This is a genomic window from Rossellomorea sp. DA94 (genome assembly GCF_029834455.1).
Lineage (GTDB): Bacteria > Bacillota > Bacilli > Bacillales > Bacillaceae_B > Rossellomorea > Rossellomorea vietnamensis.
On sequence record NZ_CP122397.1, the window covers coordinates 3,424,294 to 3,448,527 of the forward strand.

The following is a 24,234-nucleotide window of genomic DNA, read 5'->3' on the forward strand; positions in this document are numbered from 1 at the left end:
AATTTTCTATAAAATTCCATATCATTCATTTCTTAGTCCATTCTTTGCGCCATCATTCTCTTCCTCAGGATCTCTCACTTTCCCGTCCAGGATATCGTCCAGGGGAGTGTATTGATTGTTGGGCAGTTTCTTTTTTCGGATGGCTCTAATGATAATAAACGCCGGTATGGCAAGATAAACAACAAATGCAAGTCCCATTGATACAATTTCTTGAATGCGATTAATGATTTCCATCGCCCCTTCCCCCCTTAAAGAATGAGAACATGAACCGCTCCCACCATATGCATATACAATCCTGTGAGAGATAGAACGGTCCCCAGAAGAAATGTCCACGGGTTGTCCTCTGTTTCTTTATCAAAGGTCCAGATTGTAAAGAAGGCTACCGTCAAAGTGATGATCGGGAAAATGACATATTGGGGTCCGAATGCGAAGGAGATCCCACCAAAAATCAGGACAAAAATGCCATAGGGATTGGCATTCTTGATACGATCAATGTATTCTTTTTCAGCAGTCGAGAAACCTTCATCATCATAGGAGTAAAATACTTGCTTCAATCGATTAAGGAGATTGACGATCTTTTTAAATACTTCCATTTTCCCCTTCACTTCCTTCCTAACCGTTGGAATCCAAGAAGATTTATATAAATTTAATTATGAACTTTCTTTCTACCATCAAGCTTTCTTGAACTGTAAAAACACAGCAGACCAGCAGCTACAAAAAGAAGGAACGGAATGATGACATATTCAGGCATTATGACCGTCCAATAAAGGAGATACGCACTTATGGCAAACAGAAACCAGCTAATGATCAGTAAAAAACTTGAGGACAGTTCTTTGAATGTATTCATGGTACGCTCCTCCCTATGAATGGTTCCGGAAGATCTTCATATGATAGTGACCCCAATCTTCTTTAAGATCATCAAAATGCACAATACTCCAGGCATTAAAAAAGGTCTGTCCACTTTTGTTAAAGAAGAAATGTCCGTCTATGCAGTAAGAGGCGTGCTGTATGATTCCGTCTGAATTCTCCCATGTAAGCACATCACCTGCTCTACTACCTTCAGAAGAGATTAAGTGATAATCCTCATTTTCCAAGCTTTGAAGAAACGTTTGAGGATGGACCCATTCATGTATGATCCATTCCTGTTTAGTGATAGCGAAGAGTGTGGCCGATAAACAATTACTACCTGCTGTGGATGGGAAGGTGTTCGCAAACTTAATTAAGTGTGGAGGCGTTTTGGTCGGAACATCATAGCAAGTCCATTCCCCCCATTCTTGGGCAATATCTGTTATGAGTTCTTCTTTATAACCATAAGAGAGTTCTTCCCACATCGCTTTATGAAGGACTAGATACTTCTCTCCATTCACTTCAACAACATTGTTACCAATGGATGATGTGTCTACAGAGAAGTCAGAGATCGGATGAATCAATCCCCTGTTCACTTCCACTTGAATCTGAAAGAGTTCGTTTATCTTCTCAGCTGGTAGATGATTCATCCAACCTGGAGGTGTCACCAGTACATACTTAACTTCCGTTGATAGATTCCAATATTCATAGCTGTTTGCAAGTTGAACCTGTTTATAAGTGGAATGGTTTTTGAACTCTTCGTGGGGCACCACTAAGATATTACTTAGATATTCTTTAAAACTGGCAAGGTTGGTCTCTGGGAGGAAAAAGAGGTCTTTATCTGGTACATATGCCTTTATCCATTCTTTTAATATGTCTTGTGTTGGCTGGAGCTTTCTTTTCATTTTTATTCACCTCTGTCGTCATTCTCTGCGGAATTCCAATATAAGTCCATCTCCAATCTGAGAAGACTGTTTCAGCAGCTCCTTGTTGACTGGATCAATCCAATAGTATTGAAAGATCTCTCCAAAATACGTTTTCACCTTCCAAGCATCAACAAATTCCTCAAACCCTCTTTTGATATACTCTTCCTCGACTACTTGAATGTGAATATCAACTTCTGACTCAAGAATTGCATTGAAACCATTCATTTGCAGGGAGAAACCAGGCTTCAAAGGAAGCACACGCAATATAAGCTCCACAGAAAATGTGTCAACATAGTATTCATTTAGCTTGATGGTTTTTTCATTATCTTTAATTGCGATATGTACTTCTCCATCACTATATTCGGCTTTTACAAGTTGACTGCCATTTACGTAATCAGTGAATGAAATAGGTTTACACGTTGCTTTTTCCATTACAGTGATACTTTTTCTATTGCCTATAATGCCGGAATTCAATGTTTGCACTCTCTCAATTGCTTCCCGGCCGTTGATACGAACAAACTTTACCTTCTCCGTGGTGGAACCAACCTTTTTTTCTTTTCCGTTTTCTATAAGAAAAATGTCCTTTACATCTTCAGTCTCAACTAGTGCCTCTGCACTTATTTTCATCGATTGTGCTATACTCTTTTCCATTTCTACATCCCTCTATTATTTGATTTCCTCCGCCAGCTCTAAAATAATCCCCTCCGGACCACGTACGTAGCACAGTCTATAACGTTCTTCATATTGCTGGATCTCACTAAAGGTTTCCGTACCCTTTCTTTTCAGATGGGCAACCATGGTTTCAAGATCCTCAACAGCAAAGCAAATATGCCGGATACCTAATGTGTTGGGGAAGGTTTGCTGAATACCTTTTTCATCTGACGGTGTAAGATACTTGACGAGCTCTAACCATGTGAGACCGTCCGGTAATCCCATTCCTACGCATGACGTTTTCACACCTTTCATGCCGACGACCGTGTCTAGCAGCTCTCCATCCATCTCCCATTCGGCTTTAACCTCAAGTCCTAAATCAACAAAGAACTCTTTAGCCTTTGAAAGGTCGTTTACGTTGATACTGATATGATCCATTCTGTTGATTTTCATGTTAGTCCTCCTATGTTCTTATGCATTGCTAACAATTAACATACAAATGATCTTATAGCATCTTGTCCGCCAGTTTAATATTCTCCTTTAGATATACAGGTAGTTCCGGAAGGGCAAGAATTTCTAAGGTCGTCATCCAAATGACATCATCAACTTCTTCAGTACTTTTAGCGAAAGGTTCTCCAGTTTTGTGATGACACAGAAAAACGATATCAATTACATGGATCCCTGAGTCAGTATCAAAGGAAGAACTATTTACATATTTAAGCCCTGTAACCTCGCAACCTACTTCCTCAAAAATCTCTCGGATCAAAGTTCTTTCTAGAATATCTGATGAAACTCCTTCAACTTCACATTTCCCGCCTACGAGTGAAAGAGTGCCTCCAGCGTGTTCCTCCTTTTCACTTCTAAGAATTAATAGCCACTTTCCATCTCGGTGAATAGCACCTTCTACATTGACTACAAACACAAAATAATCCCCCTAAAAACAAATTCAATTTTTATCTATCCTGCGATTATGGCAATAGCCGGATCAATTAGCTGTTCTTCAGTGATTGCCCCCGTTAGATATTACAAAATACTCGATGATAAACCTTTAGATAGTAAGTATTCTTCCGCTTCTTTGATTCTTGTTCCGTTATGTTTTACAAACAATTCATAACGTCGCTTTAACCACTCAAAAGACCTGTCACGAATATGCGAGTCATCTGCACCTTGTATTAGGGGCACCACTTTAGTAAATGAGTCAAAACTTGATAAAGCTTCAAAGCACTCCAAATGTTCAATTTTCTTATTAATGATGCTCTGATAAGCATCTAGTATCATTTCTTTGAAGCACACTCCATACCACGAATATCCGAATGTAAGGCTTTTCGCTATATCGAAACGAGGATCTCCTATAAAAGCTTTTTCCCAATCTAAAATATATAATATATTTTCATTCGTTAGGATGGTATTCCCAAAGTGATAATCTCCGTGATTTAAGGCTTCAGTAAATGCAACATCCCTAAACTGCTTCGATATGTTTTGAAGGGAATTAACGTAAATAGAGTTTTCAAACTTTGAGACTCTATTTTTTAAACTTTCTATATAAAAGTGGATATCCTTTTTTTGTCGGAAATCGATATCGTTATGAACCTCTTCAGTGCAAATGGAATGAATTTGTGCAAGGGTTGCACCAAATTTCCCAAACGCTAATTCCTTATCTGCTGAATCGGATGTGATATATCTGTCCAAAGTATCCCCTTCAACGAATTCCATCAGCATTATTCCCTTTTCAATATCTACAAAATAGACAGTTGGAGTACTGATAAAGGAATTTACAGAATTACTCCTAAGAAGTTTTAATTCTTTAGTAAGCTTCCGAATTTCGCTAAATTCTTTTAGGACAACACCCTCACTAAATACCCCCTCATCATGGAAATAAGTAAGATGAAACATTGCAATGTTATTATTAAACCCATCATTATTTGTTTGTAAATTCTTTATCTCTATTTCTGTGCCTTTTCTTTTATTTTTCTTAATCAGTTGTTCTACTGTTTTATGTACTGCTACATTCAAATTTTCTGCCCCCAGCTTGGACCTATTCCATACTCATTCCTTGTTACAGACATTCTATTGAAAGAAGATTATTTCTTTCTAATTTGATCAACATCGCCTGAGATAAATTGACCACCATTCAGTTGGTTTAGCAATGCTTTACCTTAGCTAATTTCCTTCGCTATGAAGAACGATCTCATCGACTATGTGTTCAATTGGTTTAGTTGCGTCAATGATCATCCCAGTTCTTGGAATGTCTTCTTTCGTCTTATGTAAACGAACTATGAGCTCCCGTTCCGACTTCTTCCCTCCAAATTCATTCTCTGGTCGCTCGTCCAGTCGTCGCCGTAATGTTTCACTATCTACTTCGAGAACAAACACCCCATCAAATAGATCAATAAATTTCGAGAAGTTACGGGACCCGCCGCAGAAAAATGTTACTGGCTCATTCTTGTTATCGACCAATTCTTTTACCTTATCCACATCCCATATATGGTTCTCGTGAGAGGCAGTATCGGTCTTTTCACCCGTTTCAGGATTGCCCTGATAAGCCAATTCCCGGTCACCATGAATGGCTTGATACCCCCGCCGCTGCAATTCATTGCAGACGGTAGTTTTACCGGTGCAAGAAACCCCTTCAATTAGATAATTCTTAACGCCCAATTTAAAGCCTCCTTTCACAAATATATTCTCCAGGTTTGGTAGGCGCCTTCAATAGAACAACTTATGTAGTTGTTAACCCTAATAAATGGTCTGAAAACAAAATAAACTCTTCTAGATAAATAGGTGAATTCGGTGATGCTAAAGGAGTTAGCTTCACATCCGTTAAATAAATACAAGCAGAAGAATTTACGATTGTTTTGTCTGTAATGTCTATTTCTGGACTAAGCTCATATTCTTGCAGAGCTCGACCTAGTATAGGTTCCTCTTCTACATGATCTGCTAGCTGCATCTGGAAATCAGCCTCGATGGTGGCAGATTGGGTAAGAAAGATCATCTTCTTTTCTGGGTATTTATCTTTTAGTTCCTCGAATTTAATTTGTAATTCTACGATCGTCAGTTTTTTAAAGTCTACCGCCTCTACTAATTCTTTTCCTTTCATGATTGCGCCTCCTAATATTCTTGTTCGGCATAACTTCGTTTAATATAGTCGAAACCTTCAATCCCAATTATTTCAAATGAGGCTGATATAAAGCAAGAAAATTTTAACAATTCTTTTCAAAGCTAGACCTTATGTAAGAAAGTAAGGTTCTGGCAGGTCAAACAGTATCTTTGTCGAAATTTATACTGAAGACATATTTGAATGGGGGAGAAAATGATGGCAGAAGTTTTATTGTTCCACCATGTTTTAGGCAAAACAAAGGGAATTGAAGCATTCGCCGATCAATTGAGAGATGCGGGGCATATTGTACATGTACCGGATTTATTTGATGGCCGCACGTTTTCCTCACTGGAGGAGGGCTTAGGATTTGTGAAGGAAATAGGATTTGGAGAAGTGACTGCGCGTGGCATTCGGGCAGCCGACGACCTTTCTCAAGACGTCGTCTATGCTGGATTTTCACTAGGTGTCCCGGCAGCACAGCAGCTCGCTCAAACACGTGAAGGATCAAAAGGCGCACTGTTTTTTCATGCCTGCCTACCGACCTCCGAGTTCGAATCTCCATGGCCAGTCGACTTGCCCGTGCAAATTCATGCCATGAATGAAGATCCTTTCTTCGTTGAAGACGGCGACATCGATGCAGCAAGGGAACTTGTGAAATCTGCAAATCACGCTGAGCTTTTTCTGTATGAGGGCAAGGAACACCTCTTTACTGACAGCAGTATACCTACATACGATACCGATGCGACGAAGTTAGTGATCAAGCGGGTTCTTGAGTTTCTAGCATAGTCCACCAGGAAGCATAGGGGAAGCACAGGGACGGTTCTTGTGCTTCCTTATGATTATAAGGAAGCACCAAGCATCCCGAGGTTTGAATGTTCAACTAATTAATTCAGGATGATGACTTGATTAGCGATATTAACTTATATCTTTCTTCCTCATCATTCTTTAGTTTTACAACAATATTTTCCTGAAGTAAGTATTCTCGCACTGATTCATTATGAAATATCCGTTCATAATACATACCATTATCACTAAGCTCCTTGAACCACCCCTCTTTTTTTAACTTCCGTATATTCTTTTGAAATTTTATATCGTCTAAGTCTAATCCCCCCATAAATAGGAAGCCTAAGATTACACTTCCAATAGTCCCAAAAATAATCTTAACTATTCTCATTTTAATCGCCTCTTAATCATCATTGTTTATACTATTATTCATCCACCTTCACTGTTAGCTAGGGAAGCACAGGGACGGTTCTTGTGCTTCCTTTTCGTTAAAAAGGAAGCAACAAAAAATCATCTTCAGCCCTCTCCCCAGTTACATTATGAAGAGTTAATAACATGTATATTCCATCTTCAGAAACTCAAATGTGCTACCATTTGTATCTTGCATAAAAGTCTCTACATCTTTAAATCCAACTTTTCTGTATAGTTTTATCGCTCTTTGATTAAAGGTTGCTACTGATAATGTGATTTTTTCAGATTTAAATTCTGATTGTACATAGTTCATACCTGCCTTTAGAAATTCGATCCCATTGCCTTTTCCAGTTAAATCCGGTCTCATCCCTAACCCAATATCAAAAATTCTGTCAGCTATTTTACTAACACTGAAGAAGGCAACCAGTTCCTTATCTTTTGAAACAGCAAACGTTGTATTCCCTCGTTCTTCCGGTATTAGAAATTCATCTAAGTCTTCTGCATCCGCTTCCATATCGTAAAATGAATAATCGCCATCATAGTGCCATTTAAATGCAATATTTTCTGCCTGTTCTTGTGTCATAACATTAAATTTATAAGTCATAAAGCCTCCTGTTTAAGTAAGAAAATCATTGTTCTATGTGCTTTCAAAATCGGTATCTCAATTCGAAGTAACGGGGCAATTAGCTGATCCTAAGTCATTAAAGGCTTAGCTTAAAATGATCTGAACATTATTAGCAACATAATTCCTAAACCTTAATAGTTCATCATTCTCAAATTCGCAATCATCTTTTTCACTCGAATAACATTCAATTATTTTATTAACGGGGCTACTCAATTCTTTCGGCAAGTTCGCTAACCCCCAACATCCAGCTTCTTCCTTTGAAGAGATGACTCCCTCTTTTACATACCAGAACACTCTAATCATATTTAGCGTGCAATAAACGGGGTCTTCTTGAATGCGATCTAGACATTCTTGAAAATCTCCGACTATTGACGATAGATAATCTGAACGCGGAACTATGGGAAAGATTTCTGCAATAGGTTTACCTGTCACACAAATCCCCCTATTATGTAAAATTGTGATATGGGCTGCTAAATCCGGATCAGTGCTACTACCTTCACTTAAAAACTCGTGTGTGTTCCTTACTAAATCATGTTCATACCGCTCTCTCCAGAACTCACTATAATGGAAATCAAATGGACAAGGGTGCTGCCAATCTTTTAATTGTTTTGTATTAATAAAACTGATTTCGACTGGGTATGGGGAATTGGAACAAGTCAAAAAGAATTTAGCCAACTTCCTTTTCGTTTCAACTGTAATAGATTTTTTCGTGACGACTAATAAATCAATATCGCTTTTGTCTGGATTAAATCCCCCCATTGCTAAGGAACCGTGAATATACAATCCAGCAAGGTTATCGTTTAATATAGTAGTAAGTTCTTCTTGTATACTTGCAATAATACTTTCAACTTCAGCTGAGAACGACTCCATTAAGCTCATCTACTATTCTCCTTTTTTCATTAACCTCCCCAATACAAGACAATACTTGATTGAAGCTCACCTTATGTATTTGTCCCCGCTACATTAAGAACTACTCAACACTATGTTTCAATTCTTCCTTTTAAACACTTTATTCCGTTCTAACACCGTACAACCGTTATTCTGGAATGTCTTAAGCATCGGGAGGTTGTTGTGTCCAGTTGAGCCAATGTAATAAGAAGCGTTAAAGTCTTTTTTTAAGATTTCTAGCGATTGTTGGTGGAGAAGTTTGCTTTTCCCTTTCCCTCTTTCGCTTGGAAGGATCCCGAAATAAAAAATCCTTCCCTCTTCTAACGTTCCAGGTTCTATATGAGGCATCGTGACTCCGATTGGAGTTCCATTTTCATAAGCAACCATACAAGACTTCTTATAGTTAGGACCCAGTTCCACCTCTACGCTTCGCATTTGTTCATCGATATTTAATGAAGATGGTGAATTTAGTGATCCCTCCATCGAAGCTTCCCAGACCTTTTTAAACTCAGCTGTCGGAAGTTCGTGTAAGTCCTTTAATGTGAAGCCACCTTGCATGTTGGATGATTCATCAAGTACTTTTTGAACAGTAACGGTTTCGTCATGTAGCGTAAACTCATACTCTTTCAAAAGGGAGACAACCTCTTTGCTACATTGACTATCCACGAGGATATTTACATTTTTGCAAGTTTTAATAGATGAATTCCTCAATAAATATGGGATGAGTTGGATTAGTTCGTGGTTCGTCAGATTTTTTGTATTTTCAACCGTTACAAAGTTTTCTCCTTTTATCATTTTTATTCTTGCCATTAAATCTGGGCTAAAAGCTTTTTTCATCATCTTCGCGTCACCCCTTCCCATTAACCTGTACTTTCATCTTTATACCAATTATTTCAAAATAAAGAGGCATTCTCAAGAAAAAATTGAAACTAGAAAAAGGCTAATCCTTTTACGGATAAGCCTCTTCTATTGTCAGATCGGTTAACGGACCTTTAGTTATTTAATTACAGTAAGAAAACTCACTCCTTCACATACTCTAAAACATCCTCAACATAGCTTTCCAGAGGTTTACTTGTATCTACTAACAGGCATTTGATATCGGTTGGTTTTTTACTGTTATTGATGGTATATCTAAATGCTTCTTCTGAAGTGATTTCTTTTATTTGACTAGTCATCCTATCTCGATTTTTTAATCGAAAATTAACTTCCTTTACATCATCGATATAACATTCAACATATTTGTACGTAGCATTATATTTAGCAGATAAGTTCGTGCCCTTACGAACTAATTCATCATATAAGCAAGGACTATCAAAAATGACATTGTGACCTTGGGATAAATGAAACTCAATTAATGACCAATCAATATTGTAAGAAATTTTCCCAGCTAAGCTGTTATCGATTTCGGCTTCAATGGATTCTAATAAAGCTGATTTAACAATATCGTGATCAATGAGTACAGCTCCTGTGCGCTTGGCAATTTGTCTAGAAAGTGTAGACTTTCCTGAGCCTGGAAAACCGGACATCTGAATGAAAAACATATTTGAATCCCTCGCTATAGTTGTAATCTAATTTGAAATTAATAATATAAATACTTATCGTTCCTAGAGAATGATTTTCCTACGGTATATTATCACTTAAACCCAATTCCAATTATTTCAAATCCAAGCATCTTACTCAAGAAAATTTTTCAATAAAAAAGGAGCTCATCCTTATTCAGGATAAGTCCTCCGATGATAACTTGAATTCCAGATAACGAATTAAAGTTTATGAATCGAGATAATCTAGATCCACGCTTCAATACAATGGACTGACTTTGTCTTTGTATCTACTTTCACTTTCTTTCCTATAGCCAAAGGGTGCATGGGATGAGTATGGCATGTATCAAACTCAGCTAAAATAGGAATCTCTTTGTCGTCTAGTTGTTCCATAAGAATATCGATTGGCTTCTTGCCCGTTCCTAAATCATCATATCCCTCATGTTTCCCCAAAATGATTCCTGACACCTTTTCAAAGATTCCGTGCAGTTTTAACATAGCAAAGTTCTTTTCCACTATCGACGCATCTTTCGCACAATCCTCTATCAGCAAGACATCCCCCTTTTTTATAGGAGGGAAATAGTCCGTACCAATAAAACCATACATCGTATTTACATTTCCACCTATTAATCGACCTTCCGCGACTCCGGTGTTTCTTGTTATCCATTCATTTCGATATAAAGTTTTTTCTTTTGTTTTGTCTAACCAATTTACAGGTTCATCAGACCAATATGTAGGCATGGGAACTTCATAAGGAAGACTGCTTTCTGTCATAAAGTAGTTAACAAAGTATTGGTACGTATCATTCACTAATGGTTCAAATTCACCAAAGGAAGGAATGAATGCGGGACCATAATAAGTAGTGATATTTGTCTTATGATAAAGAGCAAGAAGGATAGCCGTTGCATCTGAGTAACCTACTACGATCTTCGGATTTCTTATGAACGCTTCGTAATCTATGTAAGGTAAAAGGCTATTAGAGTTGGTACCGCCTATCGTGGACATCACCATTTTTATTTCTGGATCTCGCAATAACTCATTTAATTCATTTGCGCGCTCTTTAGGGGTACCTGAGCGATACCCTTCAGCCTTTCCTGTCAAGTTCCCTTCGACTATGCATAAACCTTTGCTTTCCAGGAAAGATTTTGCCCTTTCATATCGTTTCCTTGCTGTAACTGTTGCTGGTGAGGATGGAGTGAAGATCCCCACTTTGTCACCTGGGTTTAAGTTATTCATGGAAGCCACCGTCCTTTATTGTTTAAACAATATGTATAGTTCTACAATCAACTATCAAACGTAATATCGTTACTTGGGTAGACATCTGCAAACCAACGCAACACTCCATTATGATGGTTAATAATTTGTTGGGCCGTGATATCTTGCGAATCCCAAGTGCTGTGTGCATCTGAAACTAAAGTGACCTTGTAATCCAAACTAAAGGCTCTTCTACACGTTGTATCCACACATGCTTCTGTTTGAATTCCCGCAATGATCAAATGTTCAATCCCTTGTTTTTTCAGTTCATCATCTAAAAAAGTATTATAAAATGAATCTGGAGTCGTTTTTTGAATGTTGATATCTTGAGGAGCTAGAGTGATTTCAGGATGAATCTCCCAACCCTTTGTACCATACTCTAATGGTTTTCCAGCAGGAGCATTATGTTGTATAAAGAATATCGCTGCCTCGTTTGAGCGTGCTTTTTCTATTAAATTTTTCAAAGTTTGAAGTAATCTTTCTCCTTTGTACACAACATTACCTTCCTGAAACATCCCATTCTGAACGTCTATAACTAGTAGTGCATTTTTCATTATTTTCCCCCTTGAATAAGCGTAGGTTCGACACACTTCATCCTCTATTCACACGTTGTACCATTTTATGTACACTCTCAATAATCAGATCCGGTCGATCGAGAAACACAGAATGCCCCGAATGGCCCGCAAACACTAATTCACCCTGCGATGACAATTTACTCTGGTTGATGATAAGCTCTTCCCATTTCTCTTCAAATACTCGCAACTCCCATTGGGGTATGCCATTGTCCAATTCAGATTCAATCGTGTATTCCTTGTCCCGTCCAATTACAATCAATGGAACATCAGGAAAATCTCCTAAACTTTTAATAACTTCTGCATCTTTCGTCCATTCCTTTATCTCTGAAGCCATCGCTTTATAGAGTAATGGCTTCACCTGAAAAACCAATAGTTTTTGCTGAATAGTCTTTGGAAATTGACTTTGCTTTTCATTAAGTGAAGGCTTCAGTATGTCCATTAGTTCACGCTCACCTTTGTTTGAATACTCCAAGCTTTTTTTAATCCACGATTGATCTGAGTCTTGATTTAAAACAGGTAGATCAAGCTTTTCTAATTCTTTTAAGTCAACAGAAGTCGAATCTACTAATATCACTCCGGCCACCATTTCAGGATGAACTTTAGCGAAGTGTTGAACACATAGGCCGCCATACGAGTGTCCCATTAAATAAAATGGCTCGTCGATTTGAAGGTGATGGAGTATTTCTTCTAAATCACGAACGGTGGATGCTGTATTTTGAACACCACTCCCGATCTCACTTTGCCCCAGTCCCTGCCGGTGAAACGTTAGGACTCTACACGTTTTACTTAACGTTTGTGTTACCTCATACCACTCCTCAAATGAGCAGCCCATCCCTGTAAGGATAATTACCAGCGGACCTTTATTCCCTTTAAGAAGAACTTCCACTTTATGGTCGTTGATTTTGATTAGTTGGTTAATAGCTCTCAATCCTTTCGCAACTCCTAATGCCAATTATTTCAAATTTTGTGATTCTGAGCAATACTTCACTTTCATTGTAAGAAGTGTTTTCTTGTCAGTTTCATATCTTGATGGGGAAGGTTATTTCTAAAATGAATTTACTGAAGGATAATACAACAACCCTATATCCATAATGTAACTTTTAGTGTAAAATTACACTAACAAACGGTGGTTTCTTTATGAAAATGATTAAGCCCTTTATTATTATTATTGTTATTTCCATTACCATTAATTTCGTAGGTTTTTCGGAGTTTTTGAAAAGTTTTCCTCCAACTCATTTTAAGACATTATTATCCATCTTATTATTAGCGCTTTGGGGTTTTCTAGGTGTATTTATGGGGTTTAAAAAAGAAAAGCAATTTCTCCCCTTCATTAGCGGTTATTTTGGAATAGGGTTAGCTGCCTGTGTAATAGGATATTTACTTGAGCTCCTGTTCCCAACCATATTATTCTTTATTATCTATATAGGACCGCTATATGGCATAACATATTATATTACGGACGCTCCTTCGTTATTGTCCATCGTATTGAGTATATTACTTGTCTATGGGGTTAGTTTATTAGGTTTTGTCTTACCCAGCCTTATCAATAACTTAAAAAAGGTATAGTGCAAAATAAAAAAGCGTCACGTGGCCGGACCAAGGGACGCTTTTTGAAAGTTTTTCCTATAAAAATTCTTATTCAATACATTTGAAAAGATATATATAGAAGATTCATGCGAGAATGACGATAATCATGCCAAGGTGTCGAATTTTCTTTATACGTAAGTGGCAAAAGCACAACATGGACAGGCACCTCTTCTCCTTTAAAGAGCCAATGGACCTGTCCCCATGGCTCAGAGAGGATAACATGAAGGACCAATAGCACAATCGCTTGTTTGCTTTCCTGTCGTAATCGTAGTCATGACTATATCATTTTTAATACAAATAACCGAAACTGTCCCTGCATTATAGTTAGTGACATAAGCCTTTTTCCCATCGGGGGTAATACAAACATCCGTTGGACCATCTCCAACAGGTATCGTTGTAATAATGGAATCATCCCATACATTCACGACTGTTACATCGTCACTACTAATATTCGTGATATAAACCTTCTTCCCATCTGGAGTAATGGCTACACCATTCGGTCTAATCCCTACATTGACCGCATTCGTTACGACATTTTCCTTTAGATCAATAACAGAAACTGTGCTGGGCTCACCTCTCCCACGATTGGCCACGTATAGCTTTTTTCCATCTGGAGTTACCGCAAGATCTCGTGGGAATTCTCCATTTGTAATAGGGATCCTATCGATCACTGATTCTTTTTTTGTATCGATGACGGCAATGAAGTTACTTATAGTTACAGCAACATATGCCTTTCTTCCATCTGGACTAAAGGCCACATCAAATGGGTTATCTCCTACTTCTATATGTTTCACAGTTTCCTTACAGACATCAATGATGGAGACGGTTGTACCACCGAAATTCGCTACATACACTTTTCTTTCATCAGGTGTCGCAGCTAGGCCAACCGGCCCCTCACCTACGGGGATTTCATTGACCACTTTATGTCTGGAAAGATCTATAACGGAAACAGAGTTATTCTCAGTATTGGACACATATGCATGTTTAACTAGAGGGGAAATCGTAATCCCATCTGGTTGACTTCCAGCAGGAATCGTACTCGTCACTTTATCGTTTTTGGTATCTATCATCGAAATTGTATCTTCCCCAAAGTTCGTTACGTAAGCAAAAAGCTTTTTATGATGGACGTGCTTCTTCCTATTCTTTCTCATCGTACTCCTCCTTAAAATACCACCACTACTAACTAGTATATGAGTAGAGAAAAAGTTTGTGATTTTAAGAGGAGGGATTATTCTTTGCGGGTAAACCTTCTATTAAAAACGGGTCCTATAACGGAATACCCAACAAAATAATAAATCGCCTCCTTTCAAAAATGAAAGAAGGCGATATCTTTTGTATTCCTCTGTCCGGCAACTTGCCATTCAGCCATCATATCACCGGCCCCTCATACGGAGCTTTCGGCATCCGGTGAAAATCGTACGTCGCCAGTTCTTCCACTTTCGTGAAGTAGGCGTGCAAGCTTTCAGCCATCATGAGATTCATGACTGAATTTTTCTCATTGATTAACAGAATGGGCTTCCGCATTGAGTTTGCGTACCCGATTTCAAATGCGGTTCCGCTGTCCACATACTTGCCTTCATAATCACGGATGCCCACCAGCACATCTGAACGTCTTAAGTTTCTCAAGTCATTGCGGAACACTTTCCGCCTCCACTCTTTTGACCCAAATTCAAGATGCTCGTATTGATGAAACCGTGCGGAGAAGATTTCCGACACATACGGATTCTGCATGAGTGATTGTTCCAGCCTTTGTACCCGGTCGACTTGTTCCTCGCTGAAGAAGGGGCTTGCGATAAATACTCTGACGTTTCTGATGATCGTGCTCTCCATGGGACCTCCTCTGAGACGTATTTACTACGTATCATATTAAGGAAACTTGAGGTTCATGTGTACGATTTAACTTGAAAAAGAAAAAACCGAGTATGTATTATTGTCCATACTCGGTCCCACAAATGTTTAAGAGTGATTCTCTGCAATCGTCAGATTGCCAGCCCATCCCCCTAGAGGAAAGAAACCCTATGCTGTCCTTCTTTCTACCATGAACGTAATAACCACAAACAATAAAAATGCCAGCAGCAGTAGGGTTCCCCCCACGATAAAAAACACGGTGACGAAGGATTCATTCAGTTGAAATGGATTCAAGTTGTACATCCACATGCCTACTGTCAGCCCCAGCGCTCCCGCCATCCCGAAAATACTATGAATCGCGACCAGCTTTTTGTATTTAATCGTATAGACCTTGTAGAAAATTCCCCAGGCGAAAACGGAAAGCCAGCCGACCAGCAAAATGTGTGCATGAATCGGTTTTATCCACATCCCCCTCTTTGTCGATACCTAGTCTGTAATGGGATACAACCATTTTTTCATCATGTAACCTCCTTCTAGTCTTCGCTATTCATTGTAAAACCCCAAGATAAACTTAATATCAACTTTTGTTTACAGATGGGACATGTGAAAAGCGTAGAAGGTATGAAATCATTTACCGGTGAAATGGAACGTATTAATTGAGGTATAGTCTGGTTCTTCACTTCAATAATTTCCATACAAAAAAACGTCCCGTGACCTAAACACGAGGCGTTTGTTTATCTGAAAGTTCCCTTTTTTATTTCCTTTGGAATTAGTTACTTGTTTAATCTCTGTAACCAAATCCAACTATACGATGGGATTTTATATCTGCATATACCCCAATCCCACCTAATGATGGATTATCCTCTGAAGGATAATCCACAAGATAAACTTCTTTTCCAATAAACGTTTTATCTTTAATTTGCCCCATCGACTCCCGAAGTGTTATTTTTTGAACACTTGCATCCTTCCAAGATCCTGCGATATGTTCTTTTTGCTTTTCTGTAAGTTGCTCCCAAACAGCCTCCCTGACATCTAATGCCTGGGTTAGATCACTCTTTGTTTCCTTCACGTATTGCTCTTCCTTATCGTTCAACACTTGTTGTTGTTGGCAACCACATAAGACAAAAAATAGGGTGAGTTATAGATAAATTAACCTAAACCCTTTCACACCTTTTTTACCTCCAATCCTATTATTCTTTCGTCAATTCAAATTGAGCTCTTTCACAACCAGATTTCCAAATGTTTGTATATCCTGTATATAATCGAAATTCTTATTCTCATATGTATATAAACTATTGTACATCCTCACAGCAACAGCGTTATATCGGGGAATGACCAGACAAGAACAACCTGATGCCCCGAGAATTTGGTAACTCCCTTCAGGTAATTCTGTTCCTAATTCATTATATTCCCACGACACTTGATGATCTTTTAACCACCAGAAGAATCCGAATCTAGGCAGAGTTTGGTCAAGCCATTTGGGACTTTGTATGCTTGTAGCAAGATTAAATACACCTTCTGGCAAGATTTGTTTTCCATCCATTAAACCTTTATTCAAATGTAGGCTACCCCATAGTGCCAACTCTCTACTACTAACAAATAGGTTTCTTTCATCCCCTATATTCGACCCTATCCTTATAGAAGGATGACTTTCTGGAGAGTCGATGTCACATACTAATGTGCTTTTCCCCTCTGTCGCCCATTCTGTACTTTTCAAACCTAGGGGTTCAAATACCCTCTCGGAAAGTATTTCGTTAACCGTTCTTCCAGTAGCTTGCCCGACAATTTCAGCTAATAAATCAGGACGCTTTCCTTCAATGCTGGTTGCTGAATCGAAAACCCTTTGGACTGAATCGTTCTTAATCTTTAATCCAGTGCACCTTGTAACCAAATGTCTTACAGTCGTCTCACCCAAGATTCTTTTATCAAATTGTTTAAAATAGTCACTGAGCTTATCATCAAGATTGAAGTAACCTTCATAGATCGCCAGTGCTGCTGCTAAACCAACATAGGTAACCCTGGTTGAATACACATTAAATTGTGAATGGTGATCTATTTTCCTTGCGCCAGATTCAAAATGATGGGTACCGGAATACCATTCGTGTACGACCTCGTTATCCTTCATAATGACTAACGCTGCTCCAGAAGCGTGCATCTTCTCTTTTATTTCTTCCGTGTATTTAGTGAGATCTTGAAATGATCTTTGTTCAGCTTCTACAGTCAACTTTTTCACTCATTTCTATTTTTCTAAGAATTCACTCCATATCTATCTATTCCATTTTAAGAGGCATAACCCTGCTTATGGTTATGCCTCTTCATTCAGTGATTTTTCTTTCTCGAATAACTCCAGGACATTAGCAGGGGAACGTTAGCTGATCTTTAGGTGTTGCCCCCGTTAGTTAAAGATGACTTTATCTTATATTGCTGGTTCAGCTTTCATCAATAACGTGGTCGATGGTTTTAATTCTTCATCTGCTATAATAATGTTTGCTTTGGGATTATTATTTCTTAAGAAATTAAATATGTAATTAAATATGTAATGTTCCATTCTATTTTCTACTTGGATAGTAAAAAGCAGTTCAAACATTCCTTCTTCAATATCAATAGCTTTTGTCTCCATTACATTGCCAACCTCAATGCCTTTACAATTGATAGTAAAAGGAACTGTAATTGCCCTAATAACATTGCGATTAACTTCTAGGTTATCCGTAACTCTTACAGTGATATTGCATTTTTCATTTTCAGAAATAGTTCCAAAAGATACAGAACCTTCTCTCCAAGAGAAGCCCTGATTAAAATGGGTCTCACTCCAATCGTTAAACGGGTTTTCTAATCCAAACTGAAATACAGCTAATTGGGAATATAGAGTATCACTTTCAAAGCTTATCTCATTCATTTACCTCGTCCTTTTAAAAAATATGATTTTACTGTAGCAAAAAATCAGCTTTATTTGTTCCACTAAACTGCCCCATTAATAGAATAAACTTGTTACGTTGTCCTCCGTTTTTCTAGCAAAAAGATATAAAACGCCATCGTCAAATCCTGTTGCAAACACCACATCTTTAGGTAATCTTTCAGGGTGCGAAAGCAAATAGTTATTTGCAAGAATGATAGTTGATGAAATTGTTGTAAATAATCTTAAAGAGAAATTATCTTCATAGAGATTATACAATTCGTTATACAATTTAATACTAGGGTATCTTCCTTCAGGAAAATAATCATTATTACTTGCCCAATCTTCATCATCTATTTCCCATTCACTCGAACCTGTAATATAAAGTTGAATACCGTCTTCCCTTTCAAATAGACCGAAATTAAGGGCAATAATTTCATCTGGTACATTCTCTTTTTCAAACAAACCGTTAAGCCATACCTCAAATTCTTTATAGCCATCAGTTAAGAGGTTTCTAAAGGATCTTAATTCCACGGATACGTCTACACTTTTTGTATACTTCTCAATCATACTAAATCCATTATCCAAAGTTGGAACTTCTTTAATAAATTGTTGTAACAGCTGATCTACTTTTTCAATTTCTGACATTAGTGCACCCACTTATTTACATAATGTTTTATAAATTAATTAGTTTAACTGATGTAATTTTATTGAGTGGAACCTGATAACTTCTTCTTTTAACCTGCCGTATAATTGAATAAGGCACTAGCCGGTGATCAACTAGCTGATCTTCAGTTATTGCCCCCGTTAGTTGAAGATGGTAATCATTAACATTGTTAATACTTATGACCATTTTTCTTCATCGTCAATCCATTGGTTTTTCTTTAAATCAAATGATTTATAATCATCGTGGAAAACAAAGTACGATGGTAAATCCAGTGTATCTCCACCTGCTTTTTTCCAACATTGACTAAACCAATCTGTAAACACTTTTTGTTCTAGTTGTTCTATTTCCGGATAGTTTTTTTCGTAAAAGTTATCAATAAAATCATCTAATATGTTGTCGTTTAACTGATAATATTTTACATCTGGAATTACCTCCACACTACCTGCAAAAACTGTTGTGTCATTTCCTTCATAGAAAACTTCGTTAGCTTCTTTATCCATTGCGAACATTCTTATTGATAATTCGAATCTTGTATGTTCGATGAATGTGGAGAAATCTAACAAATCTATATAAGAAGAGAAATTGTATGCAATGATTTTTTCTAGATTTCTTACTAACAAATCCGATTGTTTTTCAATGTTAGATTTAATTGAACCAATATAATTATCAACTGAAAACATAAATAAACCTCCCTTCTATTCAAGTATTCTGCCCCTTTACCTTAATACCAATGGAGGAAAGCCATTTTTAATTAAACTATGCGTGATGATTATTAGGCGTTCTTTGGTAACAAGAACGAAATTAGTAATAAGATAACTCCTAAGCCAAGTCCTGTGCAAGATATTAAATCAAGTCTACTGTCCGCTAACCTCTGGGATACTCCTAAAATAAATAATACTATTTTAATTAGAAGAGTAAGCATTACAATTGCATAAGCAATCCACTGAATATTACGCTTTCTGTTTTCCCTATTTTTCATCATACAAATTCCTTTCTTTCAGGTTAACCCAGATAACTGCCCCCATAGGATGCTTATAAGGTATCGGCTCTATATACATTCGAGGTTTTTCAAGGACCCAAGCATACGTCTTCTTATAAGGTAATGCTTGTAAGCTCTCACTTTGAACACGATGAAATTCGTTGCTTTCTTGGTAATCTTTTAAGGTCAACTCTTTACTATCACTTACATTCACTTCACCGTAAACCATACCTGAACCACTCTTTATAAGAGCGATAGGTCCTCGTATTTTTGTATTGGAACCCCTGATTTCCCATGTCTTTTTCCCTTCCAATATAAGTTCAATCCAGGGAGATTTTATGATTAGTCCTTTCATTTTACAGCTCCTTCATAAAAGTTCAGAACTTCAAATTCCTTATTTATAATGTTTGATTCCTCAAACCTGCTCTTTACTTGAACAAAAAGAGTTTTTACCCTCGCTCAAGAAGGAAAGTACTCCATTGGCTCAGTACAATGAACGTAACCATTTTTCTTGTAATAATGAACCGCTTCATCACTCGGCCACACAATTACAAATTCATATTTATTCTCTTTCACCCAGATGTTTATTGTCCTTAATACTTTACTACCAACACCCCTATTTCGGTACTCTTGAATAGTGTACACGTTGGTCATATATGCAAATGGATGAGTGACTCTCCCTAGCCTGGGTACTTTATGTATTAATTCTATGTATATATGAGAAACAATTTGCCCTTTATCCTCAGCAACCCAAATAAACCATTGGTTACTTTTTATGGCACTTTCTAAAAATGTACGACATTCCCTTTCAAACTCTTCATAGGACTCGTTTTTTTTGCTCTTATCAAATTCAATGGTATTATCCCATCTCATTTTTATTAATTGAGTAATGTCTTTTTCTACAGCAAGCCTAATATTCATTAACTTCACCTCCCTCTAAAAGAAGAATGTTTTTACAAATATCGGTACTACTTCAATCTCATTACTTTTAACAAATCAAAATCCTAGCGATACGATCAATATCACTAGGATCAAGAACAAACGAATTATAAGTTTTCAATTCTCTTCATATCTTCTTCAGACAATTCGAAATCAAAAAGATCTAGATTAGATGCTTGATTTTCACGGTTGTGAGATTTAGGGATCACGATCACACCACGTTGGATTTGGTATTTTAATAGTACTTGTGCGCCAGATTTTTTATAGGACTCCCCGATTTCATCCAACACTTCTTTTTGCTGGGCTTCTGCTTTCATAGGTCCCCATGCAACGGGTGTAATGCCCTCTTCTTTTAAAACTTCAAGGAGATCTTTGTTAGGTTCTTTTAGGTTAATTTGAATTTGATTAACGGCTGGCTTCACTTTAGCGAATTCTTTCAATTCCTCTAGATGCTCTTTTTTAAAGTTTGAAACGCCGATTGCTTTTAGTTTGCCCGCTTCGTAGTATTCTTCAAAGACTTCCCACGTGTTTTGAAGTTGACCTTTGTCTTCGATAGGAAAGTGAATAAGAAGTAGATCCAGATAGTCTGTTTGAAAATTTTGTAGACTGTTATCGATGGCTGCCCGGGTAGCTTCCTTCGAAGAAATATATTCTTCATTGGCTGGAACTTTTGTCGTAATAAATAACTCTTCCCGAGGCACTGTGCTTTCTGCTAAAACTCTTCCGACAAGTTCTTCGTTTCGATACATGATGGCTGCATCGATTGAACGATACCCCAACTCAAGTGCTGATAGAAGTTCAGGAATTTCATTGGTTAACGCAGCGTTATAGTCATTGTTTTCTTTCCCGTAGGTGTTTGTACCTGTACCGACAATTGGCATTTTTAACCCATTATTAAGTGTGATGTATTCCATATGGTTAAGCACTCCTTCTGTATACTCTAATTTTTCTGTTTACAAAATCCATCATACCAAATAATAGAATTTTCAAAAAGTAATACGGACGGAGGAGTTAGCCCATGGATAAACCTATCAAAAGTTATACTTTACTATTATCCTTATCTGCTAAAAGCTTATCTAATTTTTCTTCGACCCGTTTAAGCCTGCTATTTCTTCTCCTCAGAATAACGACAAATAGAATGATGCCCACTGGAATGGCCAAAAGAAATACTAAAGACACTAACTGAAAAATGATATCACCGGTATTTACTGATGTTGTTGATTGCGCTGATGCGAATAGGAACAAAGAAACATCTCCTTTTAAAATAGTATGTAAATTTATATTAGCCCTTAAAAAGTTGCTCATTCATCACGCTAATGGAATAGATGTTTTCTTCTACTAAGTTATGAATGATTTGTTTTAATACATGCGGTTCTCGTAAATCCTCTTTTTCTAATGCTAAAAGGTCATTCGTTTTTATCCATCTGCTGTCAGTAATTTCATCTTCTTCTAGGTGTAATGTACCTCCAGTAATCTCACCAATAAAATGAAATAGAATGACTTGATTGGTCGTATTACTGGTGAAATTGTATACTCCGGTCGTGCCAATTAGCTTTACATCCAAACCCGTTTCCTCTTTCACTTCCCTTTTAGCTGAATAAAGAATATCCTCACCATACTCTATATGCCCACTCGGAAAGTTCCACTTATGGACGGCATTGGGTTTGTTTTCTTTTATCATCAAGACTTTATCATGATTTAAGATTGATACACTTGCTATTAATACAATTCCATCTTGAGACATTCATTTCTCCTCAATTCTATTTACATACTACATTTTCTTTATTATGTATTACTTCTTTAACCAGCCAAATAACCTCAAGATGATGACGAACGTTCTTCGCTTTGTTCTTTTTCCTTTAAATACTTTTCATATACTTCTTTGACGCTATCTCTGCTCCCAACTGGTACAAGTTCTTTATGTATGTCATGTATTAAAACGAATGCCCTGAAAATCACTCCTACAATAATTGCACATAAAATATATATACCAATAGGTCCAAAGAAAACCAATATACCTAAAAGCCCAGATAAGAAAATAGATAATAATAATTTCACAAAATCCCCCCTTACACTTTTACTTGATCATAAGAAGTTATTCTTCTACAACCAACCTGCTTTTAACTCAATACCAATTATTTCAAAATAGAATCCCATACACAAGACTATTCTTCAAAACCAAAAGAGCTCACCCTTCAAATTGTAAGCTCTTTGCCCCCTTTACTAATTAGTGGCATCTATCATCAAGAAACGTTTCAGGAATTAGATTTTATTATTATTTTGGAATGGAGAAGGAAAGCAAAAAAATAAACTTATTGCTTCTTGAATCGGTAGCCTACACCCCAAATGGTTTCAATAAATTCAGGGGTTGAAGGGTCCTCTTCAATCTTCTCCCGTATTTTTCTGATATGGACGGTGACCGTCGTGATGTCCCCGAACGAATCATATCCCCAGAGCCTTTCGAATAGATGTTCCTTTGTGAAGACCCTGTCAGGATGGGTGGCCAGGAACACCAATAAATCGAACTCTTTTGCGGTAAATGGTTTTTCTTCATTGTCCACGTATACTCTCCGGGAATCGAGGTCCACCCTGAGGCTCTTGATTTCGATTTCATCTTTCGGGGCTTCCTTTCTGATTAATCGATCGTATCTTGATATATGCGCCTTTACCCGGGCAATAAGTTCACTAGGTGTGAAGGGCTTAACAATATAATCATCTGCTCCGCGGTCAAATCCCCTGATTTTATCAATGTCTTCTTTTCGGGCGGTCACCATAAGAATCGGAATATCTAAGAATTCCCGGAGCTTTTTGCAAAATGCAAACCCGTCGATTCCCGGCAGCATTAAGTCCAACAGGATGAGGTTGTATGAAAGTGTCTTTGCAAGTCGCAACCCTTCCTCCCCTGTCGAAGCGATAGGAGGATCTGAAAAGTATACCTTTTTCGGGCTGACTTTGCTTAAACTCATTTGGGGAAACAGGATCATTTATTCGTCTGGTAAACGAGCCCTATGGCGCCAGAGTCAAATGTCTTGTTTTCAATTAGCTTAAGATTGATCTTATCTTTGATACCTTGGAATAACGGCAGCCCGCTCCCGATCAGAACGGGAGAAACTGTAATTTTATACTCATCTATTAAATCTAGCTGCATAAGGTAATGTGCGAACCTTGGACTTCCGAGTATGACCATATCCTGACCAGGCTGCTGTTTGAGGTTGTTGATCTCTTTCATGACATCTTCTTTAACCAGTCTGGAATTGTTCCATTCGACTTTTTCCAGTGTCTTCGAAAAAACGATTTTTTCTGTCTTTTCGATCCATTCGGCATGATCTCTTTCATGTTGTGAAGCTGATGGGTTTGAAGAGACAGATGGCCAGTAACTGTGCATCATCTGGTATGTCCCACGCCCCCAGATGACGGTGTCGGCAGTACTCAGAATTTCTTTCGCATGCTTCTCAAGATCAGCATCGTAGGAAACCCATCCAATGTCCATATCCCCCTTAGGCCCTTCTACAAAACCGTCAAGCGATGCGTGCAGAAATAGAACAAGTTTTCTCATTTTCAATTCTCCTTTATTTATTATGAATAATTACACTATACGATAACTGAAAATTCAAAACAATTCCCGACTGGGTTTTTTTATATGGATGCTAATCTAAACTGCCATTCGTAATTCAAATATTTAAAATAAAAGTAAAGGAGGAAATTTGAATAATGCGAACAAGTGTTTTAT

The 24,234-nt window shown here is 37.6% G+C and carries 36 protein-coding genes; 2 read left to right on the top strand and 34 right to left on the bottom strand.

Translation table 11 applies throughout. The features are described 5' to 3' along the window. Positions 1–21: 21 nt before the first annotated feature. The 10 genes from P8596_RS17850 to P8596_RS17895 all read right to left on the bottom strand — a co-directional run bounded on the left by P8596_RS17850 (position 22) and on the right by P8596_RS17895 (position 5,517). Positions 22–234 (bottom strand): DUF3951 domain-containing protein, encoded by a 213-nt coding sequence (locus tag P8596_RS17850; protein ID WP_279724517.1) that lies wholly within the window; start codon positions 232–234, stop codon positions 22–24. A 14-nt stretch (positions 235–248) separates the two neighbouring features. Then, on the bottom strand, positions 249–593 hold the full coding sequence (locus tag P8596_RS17855) for a hypothetical protein (protein ID WP_061809436.1): 345 nt from the start codon (positions 591–593) through the stop codon (positions 249–251). Between the two features lie 53 nt (positions 594–646). After that, the gene (locus P8596_RS17860; protein ID WP_279724518.1) at positions 647–847 is read right to left on the bottom strand and encodes a hypothetical protein; all 201 of its coding nucleotides are present in this window, start codon (positions 845–847) and stop codon (positions 647–649) included. Between the two features lie 13 nt (positions 848–860). Continuing rightward, positions 861–1,751: a hypothetical protein gene (locus P8596_RS17865; protein WP_279724519.1), complete on the bottom strand. Its 891-nt coding sequence runs from the start codon at positions 1,749–1,751 to the stop codon at positions 861–863. A gap of 18 nt (positions 1,752–1,769) precedes the next feature. Beyond that, positions 1,770–2,423 (bottom strand): DUF3108 domain-containing protein, encoded by a 654-nt coding sequence (locus tag P8596_RS17870; RefSeq protein ID WP_279724520.1) that lies wholly within the window; start codon positions 2,421–2,423, stop codon positions 1,770–1,772. Between the two features lie 15 nt (positions 2,424–2,438). Beyond that, the gene (locus P8596_RS17875) at positions 2,439–2,876 is read right to left on the bottom strand and encodes a VOC family protein (protein ID WP_279724521.1); all 438 of its coding nucleotides are present in this window, start codon (positions 2,874–2,876) and stop codon (positions 2,439–2,441) included. A 52-nt stretch (positions 2,877–2,928) separates the two neighbouring features. Then, positions 2,929–3,345 (bottom strand): NUDIX hydrolase, encoded by a 417-nt coding sequence (locus P8596_RS17880; RefSeq protein ID WP_061809440.1) that lies wholly within the window; start codon positions 3,343–3,345, stop codon positions 2,929–2,931. Positions 3,346–3,446: 101 nt separating this feature from the next. Further along, positions 3,447–4,436: a phosphotransferase family protein gene (locus P8596_RS17885; protein ID WP_159362454.1), complete on the bottom strand. Its 990-nt coding sequence runs from the start codon at positions 4,434–4,436 to the stop codon at positions 3,447–3,449. 147 nt (positions 4,437–4,583) lie between these two features. Beyond that, a complete protein-coding gene (locus P8596_RS17890; RefSeq protein ID WP_159362455.1) occupies positions 4,584–5,078 on the bottom strand; it encodes an AAA family ATPase in 495 nt (164 codons plus the stop codon). 61 nt (positions 5,079–5,139) lie between these two features. After that, positions 5,140–5,517: a hypothetical protein gene (locus P8596_RS17895; protein ID WP_159362456.1), complete on the bottom strand. Its 378-nt coding sequence runs from the start codon at positions 5,515–5,517 to the stop codon at positions 5,140–5,142. Positions 5,518–5,730: 213 nt separating this feature from the next. Between P8596_RS17895 and P8596_RS17900 the strand changes: the two genes are divergently transcribed. Continuing rightward, positions 5,731–6,303 (top strand): dienelactone hydrolase family protein, encoded by a 573-nt coding sequence (locus tag P8596_RS17900; protein ID WP_279724522.1) that lies wholly within the window; start codon positions 5,731–5,733, stop codon positions 6,301–6,303. Between the two features lie 103 nt (positions 6,304–6,406). Here the strand turns inward: P8596_RS17900 and P8596_RS17905 are convergent, their stop codons facing one another. The 8 genes from P8596_RS17905 to P8596_RS17940 form a co-directional block, all read right to left on the bottom strand. Further along, positions 6,407–6,691 carry a hypothetical protein gene (locus tag P8596_RS17905; protein WP_279724523.1) on the bottom strand — a complete coding sequence of 95 codons (285 nt, stop codon included), beginning with the start codon at positions 6,689–6,691 and terminating at the stop codon, positions 6,407–6,409. A gap of 156 nt (positions 6,692–6,847) precedes the next feature. Then, entirely contained in the window at positions 6,848–7,315 is a 468-nt protein-coding gene (locus tag P8596_RS17910; protein ID WP_159362457.1) for a GNAT family N-acetyltransferase, read from the bottom strand. 105 nt (positions 7,316–7,420) lie between these two features. Then, complete coding sequence (locus P8596_RS17915) at positions 7,421–8,215, bottom strand: aminoglycoside adenylyltransferase domain-containing protein (RefSeq protein ID WP_159362458.1); 795 nt, start codon at positions 8,213–8,215, stop codon at positions 7,421–7,423. A gap of 108 nt (positions 8,216–8,323) precedes the next feature. After that, positions 8,324–9,064 (bottom strand): GNAT family N-acetyltransferase, encoded by a 741-nt coding sequence (locus P8596_RS17920; RefSeq protein ID WP_279724524.1) that lies wholly within the window; start codon positions 9,062–9,064, stop codon positions 8,324–8,326. A 179-nt stretch (positions 9,065–9,243) separates the two neighbouring features. Then, positions 9,244–9,765 (bottom strand): P-loop nucleotide/nucleoside kinase family protein, encoded by a 522-nt coding sequence (locus tag P8596_RS17925; RefSeq protein ID WP_159362460.1) that lies wholly within the window; start codon positions 9,763–9,765, stop codon positions 9,244–9,246. Between the two features lie 243 nt (positions 9,766–10,008). After that, a complete protein-coding gene (locus P8596_RS17930) occupies positions 10,009–10,998 on the bottom strand; it encodes a S66 family peptidase (protein WP_159362461.1) in 990 nt (329 codons plus the stop codon). Between the two features lie 47 nt (positions 10,999–11,045). Next, entirely contained in the window at positions 11,046–11,570 is a 525-nt protein-coding gene (locus P8596_RS17935) for a cysteine hydrolase family protein (RefSeq protein ID WP_201449558.1), read from the bottom strand. A gap of 37 nt (positions 11,571–11,607) precedes the next feature. Beyond that, positions 11,608–12,519, bottom strand: coding sequence for an alpha/beta hydrolase (locus P8596_RS17940; protein WP_252189210.1), 912 nt, complete (start codon positions 12,517–12,519; stop codon positions 11,608–11,610). A 209-nt stretch (positions 12,520–12,728) separates the two neighbouring features. Between P8596_RS17940 and P8596_RS17945 the strand changes: the two genes are divergently transcribed. After that, a complete protein-coding gene (locus P8596_RS17945) occupies positions 12,729–13,157 on the top strand; it encodes a hypothetical protein (RefSeq protein WP_159362462.1) in 429 nt (142 codons plus the stop codon). A gap of 227 nt (positions 13,158–13,384) precedes the next feature. Here the strand turns inward: P8596_RS17945 and P8596_RS17950 are convergent, their stop codons facing one another. The 16 genes from P8596_RS17950 to P8596_RS18025 form a co-directional block, all read right to left on the bottom strand. Then, a complete protein-coding gene (locus P8596_RS17950) occupies positions 13,385–14,329 on the bottom strand; it encodes a beta-propeller fold lactonase family protein (RefSeq protein ID WP_279724525.1) in 945 nt (314 codons plus the stop codon). 217 nt (positions 14,330–14,546) lie between these two features. Continuing rightward, entirely contained in the window at positions 14,547–15,008 is a 462-nt protein-coding gene (locus P8596_RS17955) for a nucleoside 2-deoxyribosyltransferase (protein WP_159362464.1), read from the bottom strand. A gap of 186 nt (positions 15,009–15,194) precedes the next feature. Then, positions 15,195–15,494 (bottom strand): hypothetical protein, encoded by a 300-nt coding sequence (locus P8596_RS17960; RefSeq protein WP_279724526.1) that lies wholly within the window; start codon positions 15,492–15,494, stop codon positions 15,195–15,197. A gap of 313 nt (positions 15,495–15,807) precedes the next feature. Further along, positions 15,808–16,095, bottom strand: coding sequence for a hypothetical protein (locus P8596_RS17965; RefSeq protein ID WP_159362465.1), 288 nt, complete (start codon positions 16,093–16,095; stop codon positions 15,808–15,810). A gap of 132 nt (positions 16,096–16,227) precedes the next feature. Then, positions 16,228–17,250 (bottom strand): serine hydrolase domain-containing protein, encoded by a 1,023-nt coding sequence (locus tag P8596_RS17970; RefSeq protein ID WP_159362466.1) that lies wholly within the window; start codon positions 17,248–17,250, stop codon positions 16,228–16,230. Between the two features lie 192 nt (positions 17,251–17,442). Further along, positions 17,443–17,922 (bottom strand): competence protein ComJ, encoded by a 480-nt coding sequence (gene comJ, locus P8596_RS17975; RefSeq protein WP_159362467.1) that lies wholly within the window; start codon positions 17,920–17,922, stop codon positions 17,443–17,445. Between the two features lie 75 nt (positions 17,923–17,997). After that, positions 17,998–18,567 carry a hypothetical protein gene (locus P8596_RS17980; protein WP_061809458.1) on the bottom strand — a complete coding sequence of 190 codons (570 nt, stop codon included), beginning with the start codon at positions 18,565–18,567 and terminating at the stop codon, positions 17,998–18,000. Between the two features lie 195 nt (positions 18,568–18,762). Beyond that, positions 18,763–19,266: a hypothetical protein gene (locus P8596_RS17985; protein ID WP_061809459.1), complete on the bottom strand. Its 504-nt coding sequence runs from the start codon at positions 19,264–19,266 to the stop codon at positions 18,763–18,765. A gap of 288 nt (positions 19,267–19,554) precedes the next feature. Further along, positions 19,555–19,920: an ASCH domain-containing protein gene (locus tag P8596_RS17990; protein WP_061809461.1), complete on the bottom strand. Its 366-nt coding sequence runs from the start codon at positions 19,918–19,920 to the stop codon at positions 19,555–19,557. Between the two features lie 104 nt (positions 19,921–20,024). Continuing rightward, the gene (locus P8596_RS17995; protein WP_279724527.1) at positions 20,025–20,486 is read right to left on the bottom strand and encodes a GNAT family N-acetyltransferase; all 462 of its coding nucleotides are present in this window, start codon (positions 20,484–20,486) and stop codon (positions 20,025–20,027) included. Between the two features lie 125 nt (positions 20,487–20,611). Further along, positions 20,612–21,418 (bottom strand): aldo/keto reductase, encoded by an 807-nt coding sequence (locus tag P8596_RS18000; protein WP_279724528.1) that lies wholly within the window; start codon positions 21,416–21,418, stop codon positions 20,612–20,614. 124 nt (positions 21,419–21,542) lie between these two features. Further along, a complete protein-coding gene (locus P8596_RS18005) occupies positions 21,543–21,749 on the bottom strand; it encodes a hypothetical protein (RefSeq protein ID WP_159362471.1) in 207 nt (68 codons plus the stop codon). A 37-nt stretch (positions 21,750–21,786) separates the two neighbouring features. Beyond that, a complete protein-coding gene (locus P8596_RS18010; RefSeq protein WP_279724529.1) occupies positions 21,787–22,248 on the bottom strand; it encodes an NUDIX hydrolase in 462 nt (153 codons plus the stop codon). 74 nt (positions 22,249–22,322) lie between these two features. Beyond that, entirely contained in the window at positions 22,323–22,562 is a 240-nt protein-coding gene (locus tag P8596_RS18015; RefSeq protein WP_224519223.1) for an ATP-dependent Lon protease, read from the bottom strand. Positions 22,563–22,816: 254 nt separating this feature from the next. Further along, positions 22,817–23,470: a response regulator transcription factor gene (locus tag P8596_RS18020; RefSeq protein WP_254652048.1), complete on the bottom strand. Its 654-nt coding sequence runs from the start codon at positions 23,468–23,470 to the stop codon at positions 22,817–22,819. Between the two features lie 14 nt (positions 23,471–23,484). After that, positions 23,485–24,060, bottom strand: a complete 576-nt coding sequence (locus tag P8596_RS18025) for a dihydrofolate reductase family protein (protein WP_279724530.1) — start codon at positions 24,058–24,060, stop codon at positions 23,485–23,487. Between the last annotated feature and the right edge of the window lie 174 nt (positions 24,061–24,234).

Bases quoted from the DNA above. Each gene is read 5' to 3' on its own strand.
- P8596_RS17850 (WP_279724517.1), bottom strand. From the start codon at position 234: ATGGAAATCATTAATCGCATTCAAGAAATTGTATCAATGGGACTTGCA.
- P8596_RS17855 (WP_061809436.1), bottom strand. From the start codon at position 593: ATGGAAGTATTTAAAAAGATCGTCAATCTCCTTAATCGATTGAAGCAA.
- P8596_RS17860 (WP_279724518.1), bottom strand. From the start codon at position 847: ATGAATACATTCAAAGAACTGTCCTCAAGTTTTTTACTGATCATTAGC.
- P8596_RS17865 (WP_279724519.1), bottom strand. From the start codon at position 1,751: ATGAAAAGAAAGCTCCAGCCAACACAAGACATATTAAAAGAATGGATA.
- P8596_RS17870 (WP_279724520.1), bottom strand. From the start codon at position 2,423: ATGGAAAAGAGTATAGCACAATCGATGAAAATAAGTGCAGAGGCACTA.
- P8596_RS17875 (WP_279724521.1), bottom strand. From the start codon at position 2,876: ATGAAAATCAACAGAATGGATCATATCAGTATCAACGTAAACGACCTT.
- P8596_RS17895 (WP_159362456.1), bottom strand. From the start codon at position 5,517: ATGAAAGGAAAAGAATTAGTAGAGGCGGTAGACTTTAAAAAACTGACG.
- P8596_RS17900 (WP_279724522.1), top strand. From the start codon at position 5,731: ATGATGGCAGAAGTTTTATTGTTCCACCATGTTTTAGGCAAAACAAAG.
- P8596_RS17905 (WP_279724523.1), bottom strand. From the start codon at position 6,691: ATGAGAATAGTTAAGATTATTTTTGGGACTATTGGAAGTGTAATCTTA.
- P8596_RS17910 (WP_159362457.1), bottom strand. From the start codon at position 7,315: ATGACTTATAAATTTAATGTTATGACACAAGAACAGGCAGAAAATATT.
- P8596_RS17915 (WP_159362458.1), bottom strand. From the start codon at position 8,215: ATGAGCTTAATGGAGTCGTTCTCAGCTGAAGTTGAAAGTATTATTGCA.
- P8596_RS17920 (WP_279724524.1), bottom strand. From the start codon at position 9,064: ATGATGAAAAAAGCTTTTAGCCCAGATTTAATGGCAAGAATAAAAATG.
- P8596_RS17925 (WP_159362460.1), bottom strand. From the start codon at position 9,765: ATGTTTTTCATTCAGATGTCCGGTTTTCCAGGCTCAGGAAAGTCTACA.
- P8596_RS17930 (WP_159362461.1), bottom strand. From the start codon at position 10,998: ATGAATAACTTAAACCCAGGTGACAAAGTGGGGATCTTCACTCCATCC.
- P8596_RS17935 (WP_201449558.1), bottom strand. From the start codon at position 11,570: ATGAAAAATGCACTACTAGTTATAGACGTTCAGAATGGGATGTTTCAG.
- P8596_RS17945 (WP_159362462.1), top strand. From the start codon at position 12,729: ATGAAAATGATTAAGCCCTTTATTATTATTATTGTTATTTCCATTACC.
- P8596_RS17950 (WP_279724525.1), bottom strand. From the start codon at position 14,329: ATGAGAAAGAATAGGAAGAAGCACGTCCATCATAAAAAGCTTTTTGCT.
- P8596_RS17955 (WP_159362464.1), bottom strand. From the start codon at position 15,008: ATGGAGAGCACGATCATCAGAAACGTCAGAGTATTTATCGCAAGCCCC.
- P8596_RS17960 (WP_279724526.1), bottom strand. From the start codon at position 15,494: ATGTGGATAAAACCGATTCATGCACACATTTTGCTGGTCGGCTGGCTT.
- comJ (WP_159362467.1), bottom strand. From the start codon at position 17,922: ATGAATGAGATAAGCTTTGAAAGTGATACTCTATATTCCCAATTAGCT.
- P8596_RS17980 (WP_061809458.1), bottom strand. From the start codon at position 18,567: ATGTCAGAAATTGAAAAAGTAGATCAGCTGTTACAACAATTTATTAAA.
- P8596_RS17985 (WP_061809459.1), bottom strand. From the start codon at position 19,266: ATGTTTTCAGTTGATAATTATATTGGTTCAATTAAATCTAACATTGAA.
- P8596_RS17990 (WP_061809461.1), bottom strand. From the start codon at position 19,920: ATGAAAGGACTAATCATAAAATCTCCCTGGATTGAACTTATATTGGAA.
- P8596_RS17995 (WP_279724527.1), bottom strand. From the start codon at position 20,486: ATGAATATTAGGCTTGCTGTAGAAAAAGACATTACTCAATTAATAAAA.
- P8596_RS18000 (WP_279724528.1), bottom strand. From the start codon at position 21,418: ATGGAATACATCACACTTAATAATGGGTTAAAAATGCCAATTGTCGGT.
- P8596_RS18010 (WP_279724529.1), bottom strand. From the start codon at position 22,248: ATGTCTCAAGATGGAATTGTATTAATAGCAAGTGTATCAATCTTAAAT.
- P8596_RS18020 (WP_254652048.1), bottom strand. From the start codon at position 23,470: ATGAGTTTAAGCAAAGTCAGCCCGAAAAAGGTATACTTTTCAGATCCT.
- P8596_RS18025 (WP_279724530.1), bottom strand. From the start codon at position 24,060: ATGAGAAAACTTGTTCTATTTCTGCACGCATCGCTTGACGGTTTTGTA.